General features: G+C 66.2%; 16 protein-coding genes. 3 read left to right on the top strand and 13 right to left on the bottom strand.

Features of this window, described 5'->3' with window-relative positions; all coding sequences use genetic code 11:
* Nucleotides 1-2 precede the first annotated feature (2 nt).
* The 3 genes from L1081_RS15105 to L1081_RS15115 are packed head-to-tail and all read right to left on the bottom strand — an operon-like array spanning nt 3 to nt 4359.
* Complete coding sequence (locus L1081_RS15105) at nt 3-1052, bottom strand: ATP-binding cassette domain-containing protein (protein ID WP_489412909.1); 1050 nt, start codon at nt 1050-1052, stop codon at nt 3-5.
* Between the two features lie 19 nt (nt 1053-1071).
* Nucleotides 1072-3345, bottom strand: a complete 2274-nt coding sequence (locus L1081_RS15110) for an ABC transporter permease subunit (RefSeq protein WP_489412910.1) — start codon at nt 3343-3345, stop codon at nt 1072-1074.
* Nucleotides 3346-4359: an extracellular solute-binding protein gene (locus tag L1081_RS15115; RefSeq protein ID WP_489412911.1), complete on the bottom strand. Its 1014-nt coding sequence runs from the start codon at nt 4357-4359 to the stop codon at nt 3346-3348. It abuts the gene before it with no gap.
* A 144-nt stretch (nt 4360-4503) separates the two neighbouring features.
* On the opposite strand from L1081_RS15115, the gene zwf reads away from it, so the two are divergent.
* A complete protein-coding gene (gene zwf / locus L1081_RS15120) occupies nt 4504-5973 on the top strand; it encodes a glucose-6-phosphate dehydrogenase (RefSeq protein ID WP_489412912.1) in 1470 nt (489 codons plus the stop codon).
* Nucleotides 5974-5983: 10 nt separating this feature from the next.
* Here the strand turns inward: zwf and ygiD are convergent, their stop codons facing one another.
* From ygiD to L1081_RS15160, 8 genes are all read right to left on the bottom strand, one after another.
* Entirely contained in the window at nt 5984-6916 is a 933-nt protein-coding gene (ygiD, locus tag L1081_RS15125) for a 4,5-DOPA-extradiol-dioxygenase (RefSeq protein WP_489412913.1), read from the bottom strand.
* 59 nt (nt 6917-6975) lie between these two features.
* Nucleotides 6976-7974, bottom strand: a complete 999-nt coding sequence (locus L1081_RS15130) for a dipeptide ABC transporter ATP-binding protein (RefSeq protein ID WP_489412914.1) — start codon at nt 7972-7974, stop codon at nt 6976-6978.
* On the bottom strand, nt 7971-9041 hold the full coding sequence (locus L1081_RS15135) for an ABC transporter ATP-binding protein (protein ID WP_489412915.1): 1071 nt from the start codon (nt 9039-9041) through the stop codon (nt 7971-7973). Before L1081_RS15135 ends, L1081_RS15130 begins: the two co-directional genes overlap by 4 nt.
* Before the next feature lie 22 nt (nt 9042-9063).
* Nucleotides 9064-9975, bottom strand: coding sequence for an ABC transporter permease subunit (locus L1081_RS15140; protein ID WP_489412916.1), 912 nt, complete (start codon nt 9973-9975; stop codon nt 9064-9066).
* A 119-nt stretch (nt 9976-10094) separates the two neighbouring features.
* Nucleotides 10095-11681 (bottom strand): ABC transporter substrate-binding protein, encoded by a 1587-nt coding sequence (locus L1081_RS15145; protein ID WP_489412917.1) that lies wholly within the window; start codon nt 11679-11681, stop codon nt 10095-10097.
* Nucleotides 11682-11714: 33 nt separating this feature from the next.
* Nucleotides 11715-12989 (bottom strand): amidohydrolase, encoded by a 1275-nt coding sequence (locus tag L1081_RS15150; protein ID WP_489412918.1) that lies wholly within the window; start codon nt 12987-12989, stop codon nt 11715-11717.
* A gap of 1 nt (nt 12990) precedes the next feature.
* Entirely contained in the window at nt 12991-13971 is a 981-nt protein-coding gene (locus tag L1081_RS15155) for an ABC transporter permease (protein WP_012746238.1), read from the bottom strand.
* Nucleotides 13972-14168: 197 nt separating this feature from the next.
* Complete coding sequence (locus tag L1081_RS15160; RefSeq protein WP_489412919.1) at nt 14169-15356, bottom strand: porin; 1188 nt, start codon at nt 15354-15356, stop codon at nt 14169-14171.
* A 281-nt stretch (nt 15357-15637) separates the two neighbouring features.
* Between L1081_RS15160 and coq7 the strand changes: the two genes are divergently transcribed.
* Nucleotides 15638-16267, top strand: coding sequence for a 2-polyprenyl-3-methyl-6-methoxy-1,4-benzoquinone monooxygenase (gene coq7 / locus L1081_RS15165; RefSeq protein WP_489412920.1), 630 nt, complete (start codon nt 15638-15640; stop codon nt 16265-16267).
* A 12-nt stretch (nt 16268-16279) separates the two neighbouring features.
* Here coq7 and L1081_RS15170 read toward each other — a convergent pair whose 3' ends face one another.
* Complete coding sequence (locus L1081_RS15170) at nt 16280-16729, bottom strand: OsmC family protein (RefSeq protein ID WP_124960948.1); 450 nt, start codon at nt 16727-16729, stop codon at nt 16280-16282.
* A 266-nt stretch (nt 16730-16995) separates the two neighbouring features.
* Between L1081_RS15170 and L1081_RS15175 the strand changes: the two genes are divergently transcribed.
* Complete coding sequence (locus L1081_RS15175; protein WP_489416786.1) at nt 16996-18201, top strand: porin; 1206 nt, start codon at nt 16996-16998, stop codon at nt 18199-18201.
* A gap of 91 nt (nt 18202-18292) precedes the next feature.
* On the opposite strand, the gene L1081_RS15180 is transcribed toward L1081_RS15175, so the two are convergent.
* Complete coding sequence (locus L1081_RS15180; protein WP_489412921.1) at nt 18293-19423, bottom strand: hypothetical protein; 1131 nt, start codon at nt 19421-19423, stop codon at nt 18293-18295.

The raw sequence follows: 19423 nt of genomic DNA on the forward strand, positions 1-19423 counted from the left end.
TTTCACGCGCCGGGCACCACGCTCACGCCATGCGCCGCCAGCGACAGCGTGGCCTCGGCGCCCGCGGCCAGGGGCCTCGACAGATCGGTCGACACCACGAACACCGGCCCCAGCGGCGTGTCGAAGCCGTATTCGTAGAAGCTGCCGAGGTAGGCCGCCTTGCGCAGCGTGGCCGGCAGGCCCTCGCTGGCGCCGCCCGCCCCAATTTCCCAGGCCTCGGGCCGCACCGCCACCTTCACCGTGCCGGGCGGCACCGCATGGCGCGGCTGCAGGCGCAGCGGGCCGAGCGCGACGCTGCCGTCGGCCTCGGCCATCGCCGGGAACACCATCGCCTCGCCCATGAAGCCGGCGACGAACTCGCTCTCGGGCCGGGCATAGAGCTGCTCGGGCGTGCCGCGCTGGGCGATCACGCCGTGGTCCATCACGATGATCTGGTCGCTCACGGCCAGGGCCTCGCTCTGGTCGTGCGTGACGTAGGCCACCGTGAGCTTCAGGCGCTGCTGCAGGGCGCGGATCTCCTCGCGCATTTCGCGCCGCAGCCGGGCGTCGAGGTTGGACAGCGGCTCGTCGAACAACAGCACCGCGGGCTCCAGCACCAGCGCGCGCGCCAGTGCCACGCGCTGCTGCTGGCCGCCCGAGAGTTCGCTGGGCAGCCGCTCGTCGAAGCCGACCAGCCCCACGCCCTTGAGCGCGCCGCGCGCCCGCAGGGCGGCCTCGTCCTTCTTCACGCCGCTCATGCGCAGGCCATAGCCCACGTTCTCGATCACGTTCATGTGCGGGAACAGCGCGTAGCTCTGGAACATCATGCTCACGTTGCGCTCGGCCGGACCCAGCGTGGTCACGTCGCGGCCACCCATGAAGATCGAGCCCGAGCTGGCCGATTCGAGCCCCGCGATCATGCGCAGCGTGGTCGTCTTGCCGCAGCCCGAAGGCCCGAGGATGGTGGTGAGCGTTCCGGCCGGCACCTCGAAGCTGATGCCCTTGACCGCCAGCGGCGCGTTCCTGTCGATGCCGTAGCGCTTGGTGACGTTGCGCAATTCGATGCCGTTCATTCCATGATCTCCGCGCGGCTCATGCCGCCAGGTTTTCCATCTTGTGATGCCCCTGGTGCGGCGGCGTGGCCCCGCGCCGCCCCAGCCGACGCTCTCCTACCACGACCTGCACCAGCGCAATCGCCAGCGACATCAGCACCATCAGCACCGTGCAGTAGGCCAGCGCGATGCCGTAGTCGCCGTTGCCCACGCGGCCGATGATGTAGGTGGTGGCCAGTTCGTTCTCGGCCGTGACCAGGAAGATCACTGCGCTCACCGTCGTCATGGCGCGCACGAAGCTGTAGACCAGCGCGGCCACCAGCGCGGGTTTCAGCAACGGCAGCACCACCTTGAAGAGCGTCTGGGCGGTGGAGGCGCGCAGCATCAGCGAGGCTTCGTCCAGCGACCGGTCCAGCTGCTTGAAGGCCGCCGTGCCGGCCCGCACGCCCACCGGCAGGTTCCGGAACATGAAGCACAGCACGATGATCAGCCCGGTGCCCGTGAGTTCGAACGGCGGCACGTTGAAGGCCAGGATGTAGCTCACGCCCAGCACGGTGCCCGGAATGGCAAAGGCCAGCAGCGCGCCGAACTCGAAGACGCCCTGCCCCTTGAACTCGTTGCGCGCGAGCAGCCAGGCAATCAGCAGGCCCAGCGCAGCCGTGATGGGCGCGGAGATGCCCGCGAGCTTGAGCGTGGTGAGCAGCGAATTCCACGCGGTGCCGGCCCACACCAGGCCGAACTGGCCCCATTCGAGCGCAAACGCATTCTTGAAGTGATCGAGCGTGAAGCTGTAGTCGCGCCCCCAGGTCTGCACGAAGCCGCCGGCAAAGGCGAACAGGTAGACCACCGCGGTGAACGCGATCCACGGCAGCGCGATGCACTGGATGGTGCGCCGCACGCCGTCGGGCAGCGCCATCGCAATGCCCGCGTCGCCCTTGCCGCTCACGGTGGTGTAGTTCTGCCTGCCGAGCACCCCGCGCTGCAGCGCGAACACGCCAAGCGCGAAGATCGTCAGCACCCACGCCAGCGAGGCCGCGCGGCCCTGGTCGTACTGCGCGCCGACGATGGCAAAGAAGATGTCGGTCGACAGCACCGAGAACTGCCCGCCCACCACCACCGGGTTGCCGAAGTCCGCAATGCTCTCGATGAAGCCGACCAGGAAGGCATTGGCCAGCCCGGGCTTCAAAAGCGGCAGCGTGATGGTGAAGAAGGTGCGGCGGCGGTCGGCGCGCAGCATCTGCGCCGCCTCTTCGAGGCTGGGCGCAATGCCCTGCACCACCCCGCGCATGATCATGAAGGCAATGGGCGTGAAGGCGAACAGCTGCGCCACCAGCACGCCCGGCATGCCGTAAAACCAGCGCGTCGGCTCGATGCCGAACACGCTCTCGAGCAGCTGGTTGACGATGCCCGCGCGGCCGAACAGCAGGATCAGCCCCAGCCCCACCACGAAGGGCGGCGTGATGATCGGCAGCAGCGCCAGCACCCGCAGCGCGCCCTGGCCGCGCTTGCTGCCGCGCTCGGCCATCAGCGCCATCAGGGTGCCGAGGAAGGTGGTGCCGGCGGCCGTCAGCAGCGCCAGCACGAGCGTGTTCCAGGCCACGCCGCAGCGCACGCCGCCCGCCAGGCAGCCCACGCCCCAGATGCGCTCGGCAAACACGCGCGCGGCAAAGGCCGCAATCGACCAGCGGCCGTCTTCGTCGAGGAACGCTCCTGCGAGCGCCTTGTTCACCGGATAGGCGATGAACAGCGCCATCAGCACCCCGCAGCCGATGACTGCGGCCGCCACGAACAGGTCGCCCTTGAAAAGCCCGAGCCGCGCAATGCCGAAGGCCGCCAGCATTGTGAGCGCCGCGAGCGCCACGAAGCCGCCCGCGCCGATGCCGAACTGGTTGACCGCGAGTTCGCCGAACTGCGCGTTGAGCGCCGCAAAGCTCCAGCCGCGCGCGCCGATGGCGAAGCCGGCGATGGCAAGGCCGAAGGCACCGATGGCGCCGCCCGCCAGCAGCCAGCGCCCCTGCGCGCGGCCGGCCGGCAGCCAGGCCCCCACGGCGCACATTGCCAGGCCGGCAAGCCCGATGAAGAGCCAGCCGCGCCCCTGCGTGGCCGCCTGCATCAGGCCGTTGGCGCCCTCGGCCTGGCCGAAGACCTGCGGAATGGCTTCGTACCAGGTGGCGTCCTGGATCGCGTACCAGGGCAGCAGCAGGTAGGCCGCAAGGCCCAGCGCCACCCAGGCCCAAATCCAGCGCTGCGCCCGCCGGGCGGCGGCCACCGACGCCGGGTTGATCGGCGCGCCGCCGATGGAAGGGGCTTGCACCTAGCGCGGCAGCGAATTGACGTCTTTTTCCCAGCGCGCAATCAGGCGCCGGCGCTCGGCGCTGGCGCCGTACTTCGCGTAGTCGTAGTTGATGAACCTGATCTTCTTGAAGTCGGGAATGCGCGGGTCGAGCTTGGCATTCGCGTTGCTCGGCAGCTGGAACTGCTTGTTGGCGGCACCGAGTTCCTGCGCACCGGGCGTGAGCGCCCATTCGTAGAACTTCTTCGCGGCCTCCAGATTGCGGGCACCCTTGATGATGCTCATGGAGCCGATCTCGGCGCCGGTGCCGTCGCTCGGCGTGATGGTCTCGACCGGGAAGCCCTGCATCTTCTCGCCCGGGCCGTCGTGCACGAAGCTGATCGACACAGCCGTTTCGCCGCGCGCCACCGCCTTGATGGGGCCAGTGCCCGAGCGGGTGTACTGGCCCACGTTCCTGTGCAGCGCCTTCAGGTAGTCGAAGGCCTTGTCCTCGCCCATCAGCTGCACCAGCGTGGCGATCATGGTGTAGGCCGTGCCGCTGGACGCCGGGTTGGCCACCTGGATGTCGCCCTTGTATTCGGGCTTGAGCAAGTCGGTCCAGGTCCTGGGCACCGGCAGCTTCTTCTTGGCAAGCAGCTCGGGGTTGTAGCCGAAGCCCAGCGGGCCGGAATAGATGCCTACCGTCCTGTAGCCCGACTGCTTCGCCTGCTGCTGGGCCCAGGGGTGCAGCTGCGCCAGCGTGGGCGACTTGTATTCGAGCGTCAGGCCCTGTTCGGCCGCCTGCAGGTGCGGGTCTCCGGTGCCGCCGAACCAGATGTCGGTCTTGGGGTTGTCCTTCTCGGCGATGAGCTGGGCCAGCGCCTCGCCCGAGCCCTTGAGCGACATGTTGATGCGGGTACCGGTGGTGCGCGCATACACGGTGGCAATCACGTTGCACCATTCGGCCTGGACCGAGCAGATCACGTTGACCGTGCCCTGCGCCGACGCGGCGGCCGACAAACCCAGCAAGGCCGCTGCAGTAAAAAGCTTCTTCATGTGAAAACCCCGCCTCCAAAACAAAAATAGGCCTCCCGGCCGGGGTTGAGCGTAGCTTTCGTACAGGTTTCATGAATTGGTACAAGTACCATTCGGTTGAACCGGAGAGCCCACTCGGCACCAAGACCAAAGGAAATTCGACTCATGAGCTTCGATCTCGTTCTGTTCGGCGGCACTGGCGATCTCGCATGGCGCAAGCTGATGCCCGCGCTGTTCCAGGCCTTCAGGCACGGCAGCCTCCCGAAAGACGGACGCATCGTCGGCGTGGCGCGCGACGACCTCTCGGACGACCAGTACCGCGAGCTGATCCAGTCGCGCTTCAATGCCGTCGAAGGCGCCAAGCGCCCTTCGGCCGAGGAGTTCGAGAAGTTCGCCTCGCTGCTGCACTACCTGCGCATGGACCTGTCCAAGCCGGCCGACTACGCGCGGCTTTCGGACCTGCTCAAGCAGCGCAACGCCGACACCGTGGTGATGTACGTGGCCACGGCACCCGCGCTCTTCACCCAGGTGGTCGAGCAGATTGCCGCGGCCGGCCTCAATGGCCCGTCGACCCGGGTGGTGCTGGAAAAGCCGCTGGGCCACGACCTGGCATCCAACCGCGCGATCAATGCCGCGGTCTGCAAGGTGCTCGACGAGAAGCAGGTCTTTCGCATCGACCACTACCTGGGCAAGCCCTCGGTGCAGAACCTGTTCGCCATGCGCTTCGGCAATGCGCTGTTCGAGCCCATCTGGCGCCGCGAGCACATTGCCAACATCCAGATCACCATCGCCGAAGACCTGGGCGTCGAAAAGCGCGGCGCCTTCTACGACCAGACCGGCGCGCTGCGCGACATGGTGCAGAACCATGCGCTGCAGCTGGTCTGCGCCATCGGCATGGAGCCGCCGATCAACTCGCATGCCGACGCCATCCGCGACGAGAAGCTCAAGGTGCTGCGCGCACTCAAGCCCTGGACGCCCGAGACGCTGGGGCTGCATGCCATTCGCGGCCAGTACACGGCCGGCACGGCCTACGGCGAACGCGTGCCGGGCTACAAGGACGAGCCGGGCGTCGACCCCGACAGCCGCACCGAGACCTTCGTGGCGCTGCGCACCGAGATCGCCAACTGGCGCTGGGCCGGCGTGCCGCTGTACATCCGCACCGGCAAGCGGCTGGCCTCGCGCGACGCGCGCATCGAGGTCAACTTCAGGCCCACGCCGCATGCGATCTACCGCGCGCCCGCCGGAGCGGTCAACAAGCTGGTGATCAACCTCCAGCCCCGGGACGGCCTGGAACTGCACATGCTCGCGCAGGCGCAGGACAACCGCCGCAGCAGCAACGGCCACCACAGTGCCGCACAGCTCGCGCCCGTCCAGCTCGACCTCGACTTCGACAAGCGCTTCGGCGCCGAGCGCGTGGGTGCCTATGAGCGGCTGCTGCTCGACGTGATCGACGGCCGCCTGAACCTGTTCGTGCGCAGCGACGAGCAGGAAGAGGCATGGCGCTGGGTCGAGCCGCTGATCGACAGCTGGGCATCGGACGGCGGGCCGCGCCCCTACGCCGCGGGCACCTGGGGCCCGAGCGCCTCGAGCGCGATGATTGCGCGCGACGGGTTCGCGTGGAGCGAGGAACAGTAGGCCTGCGCGTTCAGCCGAACTGCACGCAGCGCATGCTCAACGTGCCCGACTGGAATCCCTCGTAGACCGTTTTTGCACGCTCGCTCGTCCCCGCGGCACCGAGCGCGTAGAGAAACGGAAAGTAGTGGTCCGGCGTGGCGACCGCGGTCGACGCGCCCGCCAGCTTTTCATAGCCGACCAGCGCGCGGTCGTCCCGCCCCGCGAGCGCGGCCTTCACCGCGTCGTCGAACGATTGCGCCCACGGCCGGCTGGCCGCGGGCCCATCGGCCGTGCCGCGGTCGGTGGCCCGCAGGTTGTGCACCACGTTGCCGCTTCCCATCACGAGCACGCCCTTTTCGCGCAGTGCCGCCAGGTCGCGTCCGACCGCGTAGTGGAAGGCGGCCGGCTGGTCGTAGTCGATGCTGAGCTGGAAGACCGGAATGTCGGCCTTCGGGTAGAGGTGCTTCAGCACCGTCCACGTCCCGTGGTCCAGGCCCCACTGCTGGGTGCCGACCACCGCGGCCTGCTTCACCGCGCCGACGGCTTCGCGCGCGAGCGCGGGGTGGCCGGGCGCCGGGTATTCGATGTCGAAGAGCGCCTGCGGAAAGCCGCCGAAGTCGTGGATGGTCTTTGGCCGCTCCTGCATTCCGACGCCTGTGGCGCCGCGGCTCAACCAATGGGCCGAAACGCTCAGGATGGCCGAGGGCCGCGGAAGCTCCCTGCCCCAGGCGGCCAGTCGGCGCGTGAAGGCGTTGTCGGCCAGCGCATTCATGGGCGAGCCGTGGCCGATGAAGATGACCGGCATCCGCTGCGACGGCGCCCCGGTGGCGGCGTGCGACAGCGAACAAAGCGAAGCCAGCGTTGCAGTGGCCGCTAGCGCGGAACCGATGAGAAATTCGCGTCGGCCCAGCGCCGACGGGATCGCCGGGCTGCCGCCGGTGCCTGTGTTCTGCTTCATCGTCATGGCCGCACTCTGCGCCGCTTTGCCGTGCTTGTCGGTGCGTTTACGCACACCTCCTCGGGCTAGATCCGGCCTTCCTCCGCCGCGTGGCAGGCCACCTGCACGCCCCTGATGTTCAGCAGCTTCGGCCGCTCGGCCGAGCACCGCGCATTCGCGTGCGGGCAGCGCGGATGAAACGCGCAGCCGGTCGGCGGATTCAGCGGGTTCGGCACTTCGCCCTGCACCGGCGTGCGCGCGCGGCCGGTGTGCTTCATCTGCGGAATCGCGTCGAGCAGCATGCGCGTGTACGGATGCTGCGGCTCGGCGAAGAGTTTCTGCTTGTCGGCCACCTCGACCAGCCGGCCCAGGTACATCACGCCGACTTGGTCGGCCACGTGCCGCACCACCGCGAGGTTGTGCGAGATGAAGAGATAGGTCAGCCCCTGCTGGCGCTGCAGGTCCTTCATGATGTTGAGCACCTGCGCCTGCACGCTGACGTCGAGCGCCGAGGTGGGTTCGTCGCACACCAGGAACTCGGGCTCGGTGGCGAGCGCGCGCGCAATGGAGATGCGCTGGCGCTGGCCGCCCGAGAACTGGTGCGGATACTTGCTCATGTCCAGCGGCGAGAGGCCGACCGACTTGAGCAGCTGGCCCACGCGCTCGCGCAGCTCGGCCTTGTCGCTGAGAATGCCGTGCTCGCGCAGCGGCTCGCCGACGATGTCTTCCACGATCCAGCGTGGGTTCAGGCTCGCATACGGGTCCTGGAAGATCATCTGGATGCGCCGGCGCAGCTTGCGACCTTCGGGCGTCTTGAACGCGGCATGCGCGTCCTGCCCGTCGAACTGCAGGCCGCCGCGCGTGGGGGCGTAAAGGCCCACCAGCAGCCGCGCCACGGTGCTCTTGCCGCAGCCCGATTCGCCGACCAGCGCCAGCGTCTTGCCGCGCTCGATTGAAAAGCTCACGCCGTCCACCGCATGCAGCAGCACGCGCGGCTTGCGTTCGAGCACGCGGTTGAGCCACGGCGGCGAGACATCGAAGGTGCGGGCGAGGTCGTGCGCCACCACGAGCGGTGCGGCGCTCATCGGGTCACCTCCGCAAGCGGTGCGGCCGCATCGGGCACGGCGCGCTCGCCGGCCAGCTGCGCGTCGTGGTGCCGGGCCGCCAGCTCGGCTTGGCCCTTGTGCGGATCGGTGGCATCGTGCAGCCAGCATGCGGCGCGCGTGGCGCCCGCATGCATGAGCTCGGGCCGCTCGGCCAGGCAGCGCGCAAAGGTGCGCGGGCAGCGCGGGTTGTAGGCGCAGCCCTGCGGGATGGCATTGAGCCGCGGCATGGCGCCATCGATCTGGTTGAGCCGTTCGCGGTCGCTCGTCATGTCGGGAATCGAGGCCATCAGGCCCGAGGTGTAGGGATGCGCCGGCTGGTGGATCACTTCGTGCACCGGGCCGATCTCCGCAATGCGGCCCGCGTACATCACGGCCACGCGGTCGCAGGTTTCGGCGATCACGCCCATGTCGTGCGTGATCAGCATCACGGCAGCGCCGCGGTCCTTGCAGATGCGCTTGAGCAGCTGGATGATCTGCGCCTGGATCGACACGTCGAGTGCCGTGGTCGGCTCGTCGGCCACGATGAGCTTGGGCTCGGCCGCCAGCGCCAGGGCAATCACCACGCGCTGCCGCATGCCGCCCGAGAACTGGTGCGGGAAGTGGTCGATGCGCTGCTCGGCGGCCGGAATGCCGGTGTCCTGCAGCAGGCCGATGGCGCGGCGCCGCGCCTCGGCCTCGGTCACCGGCAGGTGGGCGCGGATGGTTTCCACCAGCTGCCGGCCGACGGTGTAGAGCGGGTTCAGCGAGGTCAGCGGGTCCTGGAAGATCGCGCCGATCTTGCGGCCGCGGATCGGCCGCATCGCATCGAAGCCGAGGTTGTCGATGCGCTGGCCTTCGAGCACGATCTCCCCGCTGGCCACGCGGCCCGGGGGCTCGAGCAGCCCGATGATGGCCGCGCCCGTGAGCGACTTGCCGGCGCCCGACTCGCCCACCACGCCGAGGATTTCACCGGGCGCGATGTCGAATGAAATTCCGTCGAGCGCGCGCAGCGTGCCGCGGCGGTGCGGAAACTCGACGACAAGGTTCTTGACCTGGAGCAGCGTCATGGTGGCGTTGTCCTTTTTTCCATCAGCGCAGCCGCGGGTTCAGCGCGTCCCGCAGCCAGTCGCCCAGCAGGTTCACGCTGAGCGCGATGAGCACCAGCATCAGGCCCGGGAACACGGTGATCCACCACTCGCCCGAGAACAGGTACTGGTTGCCGATGCTGATCAGCGTGCCCAGCGAAGGAGAGGTCGGCGGCACGCCGACGCCGAGGAACGACAGGGTCGCCTCGGTGATGATGGCCGTCGCCACCTGGATGGTGGCCAGCACCATCACCGGCCCCATCACGTTGGGCAGCACGTGGCGCAACATGATGCGCAGCGGCGCCACGCCGGTCACGCGGGCGGCCTGCACGTATTCCTTGTTGCGCTCCACCAGCGTGGAGCCGCGCACCGTGCGTGCGTACTGCACCCAGCCGGTCAGCGAGATGGAAATGATGAGCACGCCGAAGGCCAGCGACTCATGCGCATTGGGGAACAGCGCGCGGCCGACGCCGGCAATCAGCAGCGCCACCAGGATGGGCGGAAACGACAGCATCACGTCGCACAGGCGCATGAGGAACGAATCGAGCCAGCCGCCGAGGAAGCCCGCCAGCAGGCCGAGCACCACGCCCACCGTGATCGACAGCGCCACCGATACGATGCCGACGATCAGCGAGATGCGCGCGCCGTAGATCACGGCCGAGAGGATGTCGCGGCCCTGGTCGTCGGTACCCAGCAGGTACTTGGAAGAGCCTTCGGCGCTCCATGCGGGCGGCAGGCGCGCGTCGCCGAGTTCGAGCGTCGCAAGGTCGAAGGGGTTGTGCGGCGAGACCCATCCGGCAAAGACCGCGCAGAACAGGCAGGCCAGCGCGATGAGCGCTGCCACCATTGCCACGGGCGAAGTGCGAAAGCTGTAGCCGACGTCGCTGTCGAGCCAGCGGGCAAGTGTTTTTTTCATCGTGAGGCAAATCCGCGTAAGGCCGCCGCCGGGCCGCCCCAAGGCGGCCGTGCCACCCCCTCGGGGGGTGGCGAATTACACGCAGCGCAGCGGAGTGAAAAGCCGGGGGGCAGACATCCTTACGGCTTGATGCTCATCCACTTGAAGGGCATGTAGTTGTCGGCCATCTGCGTCAGCGCCACCTTCTTGCTCACGCCCCAGGCCAGCGCCTGCTGGTGCAGCGGCAGGTGGCCGACGTCCGCGGTGTGCAGGTCGAAGGCTTCCTTGATCATCGCGTCGCGCTTGGGCTTGTCGGTCTCCGACTGGATCTTCTTGGTCAGCTCGTCGACCTTGGGATTGCAGTAGGCGCCCAGGTTGAACTGGCCGGCGCCGGTCTTGTCGTCGGGGCAGGCCATCAGCGCCGTGAGCGCGTTGTGCGAGTCGTAGGTGGTCGGGGTCCAGCCCAGCAGGTAGAAGCTGGTGTCGCGGCGCAGGATCTTGGGGAAGTAGGTGCCCTTGGTTTCCGCCGCGAGGTTGATCTTGACGCCGATCTTCGCGAGGTTGGAAGCCACGCTCTGGCAGATCTGGCCGTCGTTCACGTAGCGGTCGTTCGGGCAGTTCATGGTCACTTCGAAACCGCTGGGATAGCCGGCTTCGGCCAGCAGCTTCTTGGCGGCCTCCACGTCGAAGGGCAGGCGCTTGTCCTGCGCTTCGTTCCAGCCGTTGATGCCGGGGCCGACCATCAGCGCCGTGGGACGCGATGCGCCGCGCATCACCGTGCGCTGGATGCCGGCGATGTCGATGGCCTGGTAGAAGGCCTGGCGCACGCGCTTGTCCTTGAACGGGTTCTTGCCCTTGACGCTGGAGTACAGCAGCTCGTCGCGCTTCTGGTCCATGCCCAGGAAGATGGTGCGCAGTTCGGGGCCGGAGATCACGCGCGCGCTCGGGCTCGCATTGATGCGCGCCACATCCTGCACCGGCACCGGCTCCATCACGTCGATCTCGCCGGACACCAGCGCCGCGACGCGAGTGGCGGGATTGGCGATGGGCGTGAAGATGATCTCCTGCGCGTTGCCTTCGATCTTGCCCCAGTAGGTGGGATTGCGCACGAACACCGTGCGCACGTTGGGCTGGCGCTCGCGCACGCGGAACGGACCCGTGCCGTTGGCCTTGAACGAGGCGGTGTTCTCGATGCCCTTGCGGCGGTCGACGGGCGTGACCGCCTTGTTCTCCTCGCACCACTTCTTGCTCATGATCATGAGCTGGGTGATGACGTCCGGGAGGATGGGGAACGGGCCCTTGGTCTCGATCTCGATGGTGTGCGCGTCGACCTTGCGCACTTCCTTGATGTCGGTGGTGTTGGACTTCATGTCCGAGCCCTCGCCGGCGGCGCGGGCGAAGCTGAAGAGCACGTCGTCGGCCGTGAAAGGCGTGCCGTCGTGGAACTGGACGTTCTTGCGCAGTTCGAAGCGCCACACGGTGGGCGAGGTCTGCTTCCAGCTGGTGGCCAGCAGCGGGGCAACGCTCAGGTCCTTGTTGCGGCCGACCAGCGTTTCATAGACGTTGGCGGTGGTGCTCAGCTGCAGCGACTCATTGAGCGAGTGCGGGTCGAGCGACAGCGCGTCGCCCTGGTTTGCGACGCGAATGGTCTGCGCGCCGGCCATCAGGCTGGTGGCGCCCAGCAGGCACAAAACTGCGACCGCGGCCGCCTTCTTCTGGAAACTCATGGGAACACTCCTCGGGTTGGAATCTGAAATACATCAAGGCGTCGCGGTAGCGGCGTCTCTCACGGGCTGCTCGCTGCGGGTAGCAGCCAGCGGCATGCCCTGCTCGATCAGCCCCGCATGCAATGCGGCGCCGAGCGGCAGGATCTCGTCGTTGAAGTCGTAGCGGCTGTTGTGCAGGAAGGCGCCGCACTTGGCGTCCTGGCCGATGCGCAGGTAGGCGCCGGCCTTTTTCTGCAGCATGAAGGAGAAGTCCTCGGCGCCCATGCTGGGCTCCATGCTGCGCTCGACGTTGGAGGCGCCCACCAGCGACTCGGCCACGTCAGCCGCGAACATCGCCTCCGGTGCGGTGTTGATGGTGGCCGGATAGATGCGCTCGTACCTGATGGTGGCCGTGGCGCCGAAGCCCGCGGCCACGGCCGTGCACAGTTCGGTCAGGCGCTGCTCGACCTGCGCCTGCACGCGCGCGCTGAAGGTGCGCACGGTGCCCACCAGCGTGGCCTCGCCCGGAATGACGCTCATCGCGCCCAGGTCGCCCGCCTGCACCGCGCAGATGCTGACCACCGCTGCATCGATCGGCCGCACGCTGCGCGAGACAATGGTTTGCGCGGCCGTGATGATGTGCGCGGCAACCACCACGGGGTCGATGGTCTGGTAGGCATGGGCGCCGTGGCCGCCCTTGCCCTTGATCTCGATCGTGATGCGGTCGGCCGCCGCCATCATGGCGCCGCGGTTGATGCCCACCGTGCCTGCGGGCATGGCGGGCCAGTTGTGCATCGCATAGACAGAGTCGACCGGAAAGCGGTCGAACAGGCCGTCCTCGATCATCACGCGCGCACCGGCAAAGCCTTCTTCGCCAGGCTGGAAGATCAGCACCGCAGTGCCGTCGAAGCTGCGGGTTTCGGCCAGGTAGCGCGCCGCGCCGACCAGCATCGCCGTGTGCCCGTCGTGCCCGCAGCCGTGCATCAGGCCGTCGTTGGCGGAGCGCCAGCCGAAGTCGTTGTCCTCGCGCATGGGCAGCGCGTCCATGTCGGCGCGCAGGCCAATCATCCGGCCGCTCGCCGTGGAGCGGCCGCGGATGACGCCCACCACGCCGGTCTTGCCGATGCCGTCGTGAATCTCGTCCACGCCGCAGGCACGCAGCGCTTCGCGCACGCGGCGGGCCGTATAGACCTCTTCGAAGCCGAGCTCGGGATGGGCGTGCAGGTCGCGGCGAAAGGCCGTGATCTCCGGGTAGAAGCTCGCGATGTGCGCAAACGCCCTGCCCGAGGCTTGCAGTCGCGGTGCTGCAGCTGCTGCGACAACCGTCATTTCAATGTCCTCCCGCCTTGCCCACGCGCAGCCGCGGATCGACCACGAAGTACAGCAGGTCGACCACCAGGTTGATCACCACAAAGATCAAGGCAATGAGGCACAGGTAGGCCGCCATCACCGGCACGTCGGCAAAGGTCACGGCCTGGATGAACAGCAGCCCCATGCCGGGCCACTGGAACACCGACTCGGTGATGATGGCAAAGGCGATGAGGCCGCCGAGCTGCAGGCCCGTGATGGTCATCACCGGCACCAGCGTGTTCTTGAGCGCATGGCCGAAATGAATGGCGCGGTTCGTCAGGCCGCGTGCGCGCGCAAACTTGATGTAGTCGGTGCGCAGCACCTCGAGCATCTCGGCGCGCACCAGCCGCATGATCAGGGTCAGCTGGAAGATCGCGAGCGTGACGGCCGGCAGGATGATGTGATGCCATCCGTCGGCCCGGAACAGGCCACTGCTCCACCAGCCGAACTGCACGGTCTCTCCGCGCCCGAAACTCGGAAACCAGCCCAGCATCACAGCAAAGACCAGGATCAGAAGGATGCCGATCAGGAAGGTGGGCAGAGACACGCCGAGCAGCGACACGGTCATGAACACCTGGCTCAGGAAGGTACCGCGGCGCAGTGCGGTGTACACGCCCATCGGGATGCCGATGAACAGCGCCAGCACCGCAGCCACGAGCGCGAGTTCGAGCGTGGCCGGAAAGCGCTCGCCGATGAGGCGCGACACCTTCGCGCCCTGGCGCAGGCTCAGGCCGAACTCGCCCTGGGCTGCATTGACGAGAAAGTGCCAGAACTGCACGAAGAAGGGCTGGTCGAGCCCCAATGCGGCGCGCAGCTCGCGGATCTGCTCGGGCTTGGCGTCCTGGCCCAGCAGAAAGACGACGGGGTCGCCCACATATTGGAAGAGAAGAAAGGCGATGAACGCGACCGCGATCATGACGATCACGGCCTGGATCAGGCGGCGCAGGACGAAGGCAATCATTCAGCAAGCAAAGTGAACAGGCATGCTAGCAGTGCAAGGTGCGTGCCCGCACGGTGATTCCCCGGGGGTGCACGCGGATGGTGCGCTTCGGATGTAGCCATGCAACATCAGCGAAGCCACAAATAAAAAAGCCACCCGACTTTCGTCGAGTGGCTTTTGAGTCTTTCGATCAAAGCTGGCGCAAGGCCAGCCTCAAATTAGAAAGCGTGACGGATACCGAAGTCGTAGCCGGTGGAGTTCTTCGGGGTGAAGACGGCGTTGTTGATGAAAGCCGGGCCACCAACGGTCAGAGCTGCACCGTTCTTGTTGCTCACGCGAGCGATCGTTGCGTACAGAGCCGTGCGCTTCGACAGGTTGTGCACGTAGCCCAGAGCCAGCTTGTTGGCCTTCGGGTCTGCAACCGACGGTTCGAACGGCAGTTGGACTTCGTTGAAGTCGTACTTGACGTGCGAATACGAAGCGCGGATCAAACCAGCGCCGACCGGCACAGTCACGCCGAGCAGGTAGCCGGTGAGGTCGACGTCTGCAGCAGATGCGAACGGGGTGACTTCGTAGTCGACCTTGTTCTTGCTGCGCGACACTTCACCGAAGAGCTTCACGGGACCGAAGTCATACGAAGCGCCGAGGTTCAGCGTGTTGACCTTGGTGGTCGTGCCAGCGTAGAACTGGTCGCCAACCGTGCTGCTGCCGTAAGCGATTGCGACGTCCAGAGGACCGTTCGCGTAGCCGAAGCGGCCAGCGATGTTACGGCCGGTGCGCGAGTTGTTCGCGACGTTAGGCGTAGCGGTGCCCGGATCGTACTTGGTCTTCTCATGGAAGCCGTACTGCAGCTGACCGTAGAAGCCACCCAGGTTCGGCGGCAGGAAGTAGCCGATGGTGTTGCTTGCACGGGTGGGGCGACCGAATTCGGCGGAGGCCGTGTGAATCAGGTTGGTACCAACGCCGTTGGTGCCGAACGGATCGAACACGGTGTCGTTCCAGAACGTGGGGCTGTAGTCACGGCCGAGGCGAACTTCACCGAAACCACCCGACAGGCTCACGGTCGAACGACGGTTGAACGTTTGAACGCCTTCCGAGCCGTCGTCGTTCTTGATCGGGGCTTCGAGCCAGAAGCTCGCTGCCAGGCCACCACCGAGGTCTTCCGTACCACGGAAGCCCAGACGGCTGGAGTTGTAGCCCGAGTTAGCCAGTTCACGACGGCTGACCTTGACGCTGCCTTGGTTCAGGTAGAACGGGTTCAGGAACGTGGCACCGTTCAGGTCACGCGAGGTGCTCGAATAGCTGCTGATCGAAGCGTCGACCACGCCGAACAGCGTAACGGACGACTGGGCCGAGGCAACACCGGCAACAGCCAGGGCAGCCAGAGCAACTAGAGATTTTTTCATTGCAAGTTTCTCCAAGGTTAAACATAGGGCTCCGGTGCGAAGGGCTCACCGTGACTGGCACTTTGTGCTCCCACCGGACCCCGGGCCAACCTCCTTTTGGGAAGTTGATGCTATTGCACCAGAGCCGCTGCGGCAGGGCAAAACAAATCGCCCGAAATCTCCAGTGGCCCGCGCGTTTCGTTGCAGTCCTGCAACAAAGGACTTTGGCGCGCTCACAAACCACGATGTGAAATGAAGCAACTGTTTCGCGCTGCTCTTTCCGCATACGTTCAAATACGGGCATGACTTCCACGTTCGACCCCGTTCTGACTGCGGCTGATGCGGCATTGCGCACCCTTTTTGCCCGGCCCCATGCAACACGGGCCACGCCTGCGCCCATCCAGGCGCCGGGCGAAATGACCGATTCGGAGCGGCGCGAGGCCGGGGCATTGATGCGGGTGAACCACGTGGGCGAGGTGTGCGCCCAGGCGCTTTACACCGCGCAGGCCGCAGTGGCGCGCGACCCGGTCCTGCGGGCCCGCCTGCTCGAGGCCTCGCACGAGGAAACCGACCACCTGGCCTGGACGCGCCAGCGGCTGGACGAACTCGGTGCCCGGCCTTCTGTGTTGAACCCGCTCTGGTATGCGGGTGCCTTCGGCCTGGGCCTGATAGCCGGACGCCTGGGGGATCCACTGAGCCTCGGGTTCGTTGCAGAGACCGAACGCCAGGTGGAAGCCCACCTGGAGAGCCATCTCGGCCGCCTGCCGGCCGCCGACAGTGCTTCCAGGGCCGTGGTCGAGCAGATGAAGATCGACGAGGCGCAGCACGCCGCACAGGCCATCGACGCCGGCGCGGCGGAACTGCCAGCCCCGGCCAAGGCCCTGATGCGGCTCGCCTCCCGCGTGATGACTACGGTGGCGCACCGGATCTGAGGCCTTGCGGACTCAGGTTTCGATCAGGTCGAAGCTGGTGGTGATCTCGGCGGTCTTCGCGAGCATGATGCTGGCCGAGCAATAGGTTTCGTGGCTCAGGGCAATCGCACGCTCGACGGCCGCGGCAGGAATGCCCTTGCCCGCCACGGTGAAGTGCATGTGGATCCTGGTGAAGACCTTGGGGTCCTTTTCTGCGCGCTCGCTGGTCAGCTTGACGCTGCAGCGCTCGACGCGGTGGCGGCCCCGCTTCAGTATCAGCACCACGTCGTAGGCAGTACAGCCCCCCGTGCCCGCGAGCACGGTTTCCATGGGCCTGGCCGCCAGGTTCTGGCCGCCGTTCTCGGGTTTGGCGGCATCGGGCGCGCCGTCCATCATCAAGACATGGCCGCTGCCTGTCTCGGCCACGAAACCCATGGCCGAGCGCGTTCCGGCGTCGCCGGTCCAACTTACTGTGCATTCCATCTGTGTCAGATCCATTCAGGATGTTCAGCAAAAAATCACGCCAACATCCGTTTGTGTGTGGGAAAAGCGTCACTTGCTTGTTGCAACGCAACAAACAACCGATATACTTTATTTCATGGCGTACGAAACCGTGCGCACCGGTTGTCTCCTCCACCCTTCCAATTGGTGGATTTAGCCCCGAGCTGCAAGGCTCGGGGCTTTTTTCTTTTCAAAGCCTGCAACGGCTGCGGGCCCACTCTAGTTTTTGGACCTGAAGGGCAGTTGCTCTGGCTGCCCTGGCTGTTGCCGGTGTTGCCTCGGCCCAGTCGTCCGTTACGCTGTTCGGCGTGGTCGACGCTTCGATCAGCGGCTATTCGAACAGCTCGCGCGACCTGAACAACGGCGTGACGTACAACGCCTTCGGCTTCCCGGTCGCCTATGACCCCTTCTACGTCAACCGGGGCAGCGTCAGGACCAGTAGCCGCGGCATGTCCCATTCGGGCAACAGCAGTAGCCGCCTGGGCTTCCGCGGTACGGAAGACCTCGGTGGCGGCCTGGCAGCCAGCTTCTGGCTCGAAGCCCCGGTCGCCAATGACGACGGCAGCCAGGGTGTTGCCACCTTCGCTCGCCGTTCGACCGTGAGCCTGTCGGGTGGTTTCGGTGAAGTCCGCCTCGGCCGTGACTACACGCCGTCGTTCTACAACAACTCCGTGTTCGATCCGTTCGGCACCAACGGCGTCGGCACCAACCTGATCCAGACGGCCACCAGCGCATTCGGCAACCCCACCCGCGCGAGCAACTCGGTGAGCTACTTCCTGCCGGCGAACCTGGGCGGTTTCTACGGCCAGGTGATGTACGGCTTCCACGAGAAGACCAAGTACAGCCCGGGCCTGGCCACGCCCGACGAGGCCAACAACTCGCGCACCGGCCGATACGTGGGCGGCCGCTTCGGCTATGCCAACGGTCCCCTGGACGTTGCGCTGGCCTATGGCAGCAACACCGTCGGCGACAACTACTACGACGGCACCACCACCAAGGTCAACACCCTCAACCTCGGCGCTTCGTACGACTTCGGTCCCGTGAAGCTCTTCGGCGAACTGTCCCGGGCCAGGGAGAGGACCGATATCGACGGCGACTTCTTCGCCCGCCCGGCCTCCGTGGCTTCGGACAGGCTCGATGGCTGGCTGCTGGGCGTGACGGTCCCGGTGGGCGCCGGCTTGATCCGCGCATCGTATTCGGCCGTGAAGTACAAGACGGAAGACAACAACCCGTTCTTCAACGAGCCGAACCCCAAGGCCAACAAGCTGGCACTCGGCTACGTGCACAACCTGTCGAAGCGCACGGCCCTGTACGCAACGGTTGCTCGCATCAGCAACAAGAACGGTGCGGACTTGAGGGTGAGCGGCGATTTCAGCCCGAAGTTCGTCAGCAACAGCATCTTCACCCCGAAGACCTCGACCGGCTACGACTTCGGCATCCGCCACGCCTTCTGATCGCGGCCTGATTCCAATGCTGGCTTCAGCCAGTTCGAATCAGTCCAGTATCAAGCCGCCCAGCGCAAGCCGGGCGGCTTTTTGGCTTTGCTCAGTTCGCGCGGCCACGCCTGCTTTGCAGCAGTCCCACATTCATTTCTCCGCTCAGAACCGAAGCGTAGAAACGTTCGACCATGTTGACGCTCGTGCGCGCATTGCGCGCCAAGGTCAGCATGTCGATGCCCTGCCCGTACAAAAGCCGCAAGGTGATGGCGGTATGGCGCAGGCAATAGAGCGTCCTCGACTGGCCCTGCGGGCCTTTCTGGAGCGACGTTGCTTCCAAGGCCCAATGGAAAAGAAAGTTGAGCACGGCCAGGGCGTGTTCGCGGTTCTTCAATTGCGGCATGAAGATGTAGTCCTCCGCGCCGCCAAGGCCCTGCTCGCGACGATGCGCAAGCAGGCATTCATAGACCCGTACCGCCGGACGCAGGCTCACGATGGGCTGGCTGTGCCGCTTGGTTTCGGGCAGGTTCATGCGCAGATAGACGTGCTTGCCGCGCACGGTTTCTATGTGCCGGTGCTTCATGAGCTTGATGTCGCTTGGGCGCACGAAGGTGTTGACCATCCAGCGGATCAGCCATGGCAGCTCTTCCGGCATGACGAGCAGTTCGCGCGCGATCCAGAAGCGCTCGCCGGACGCCAGCTGATCGAGCACCGGATGCGGCTGTCCACGCAACCTGCGCGCGGCCGCCACGATGCTCCGGTATTCCGCAACGCTGAAGCTCCCGCGCGGCTGGCTGCGCACCTTGACCTTCGGAAAGGCAGGTGCATCGCGACGCACGCCGATGTTCACGCCGTGCATCAACACCTTTCGCAGCAACACAAGGTACTGCGCGATCGTCGTGCTGGTGAAGCCCTGCGCTCCGAGATGGTCGATCAGCCGCTGCGCATCGGAAGTAGCGAATGCCTGCGCCGGCACAGCGCCCAGCAAAGGAATGATGTGCGCGCGCAATCTGTTGCCCATCACCTGCCAGGTCGGCCGTCCGATTTCGCCGCGCTGCACGCGGGCGGCCTCCGCCTGCATCAACCCTTTGGAAAGGTCGCTGACAAAAACGGTTAACAGATTTTGCTCATTTGCTGAATGACTGGCGGGCCCGTGGTTCGCGGGATAGCTGCGCGCAAAAAAACCGGAATCGTTCGCCGCCGGGGCTCTCTGGATGAGGTTTATGACATTTGTGTCCAT

It is taken from the genome of Variovorax sp. MSC1_012, assembly GCF_023667525.1.
In the GTDB taxonomy this organism is placed as follows: domain Bacteria; phylum Pseudomonadota; class Gammaproteobacteria; order Burkholderiales; family Burkholderiaceae_C; genus Variovorax; species Variovorax beijingensis_B.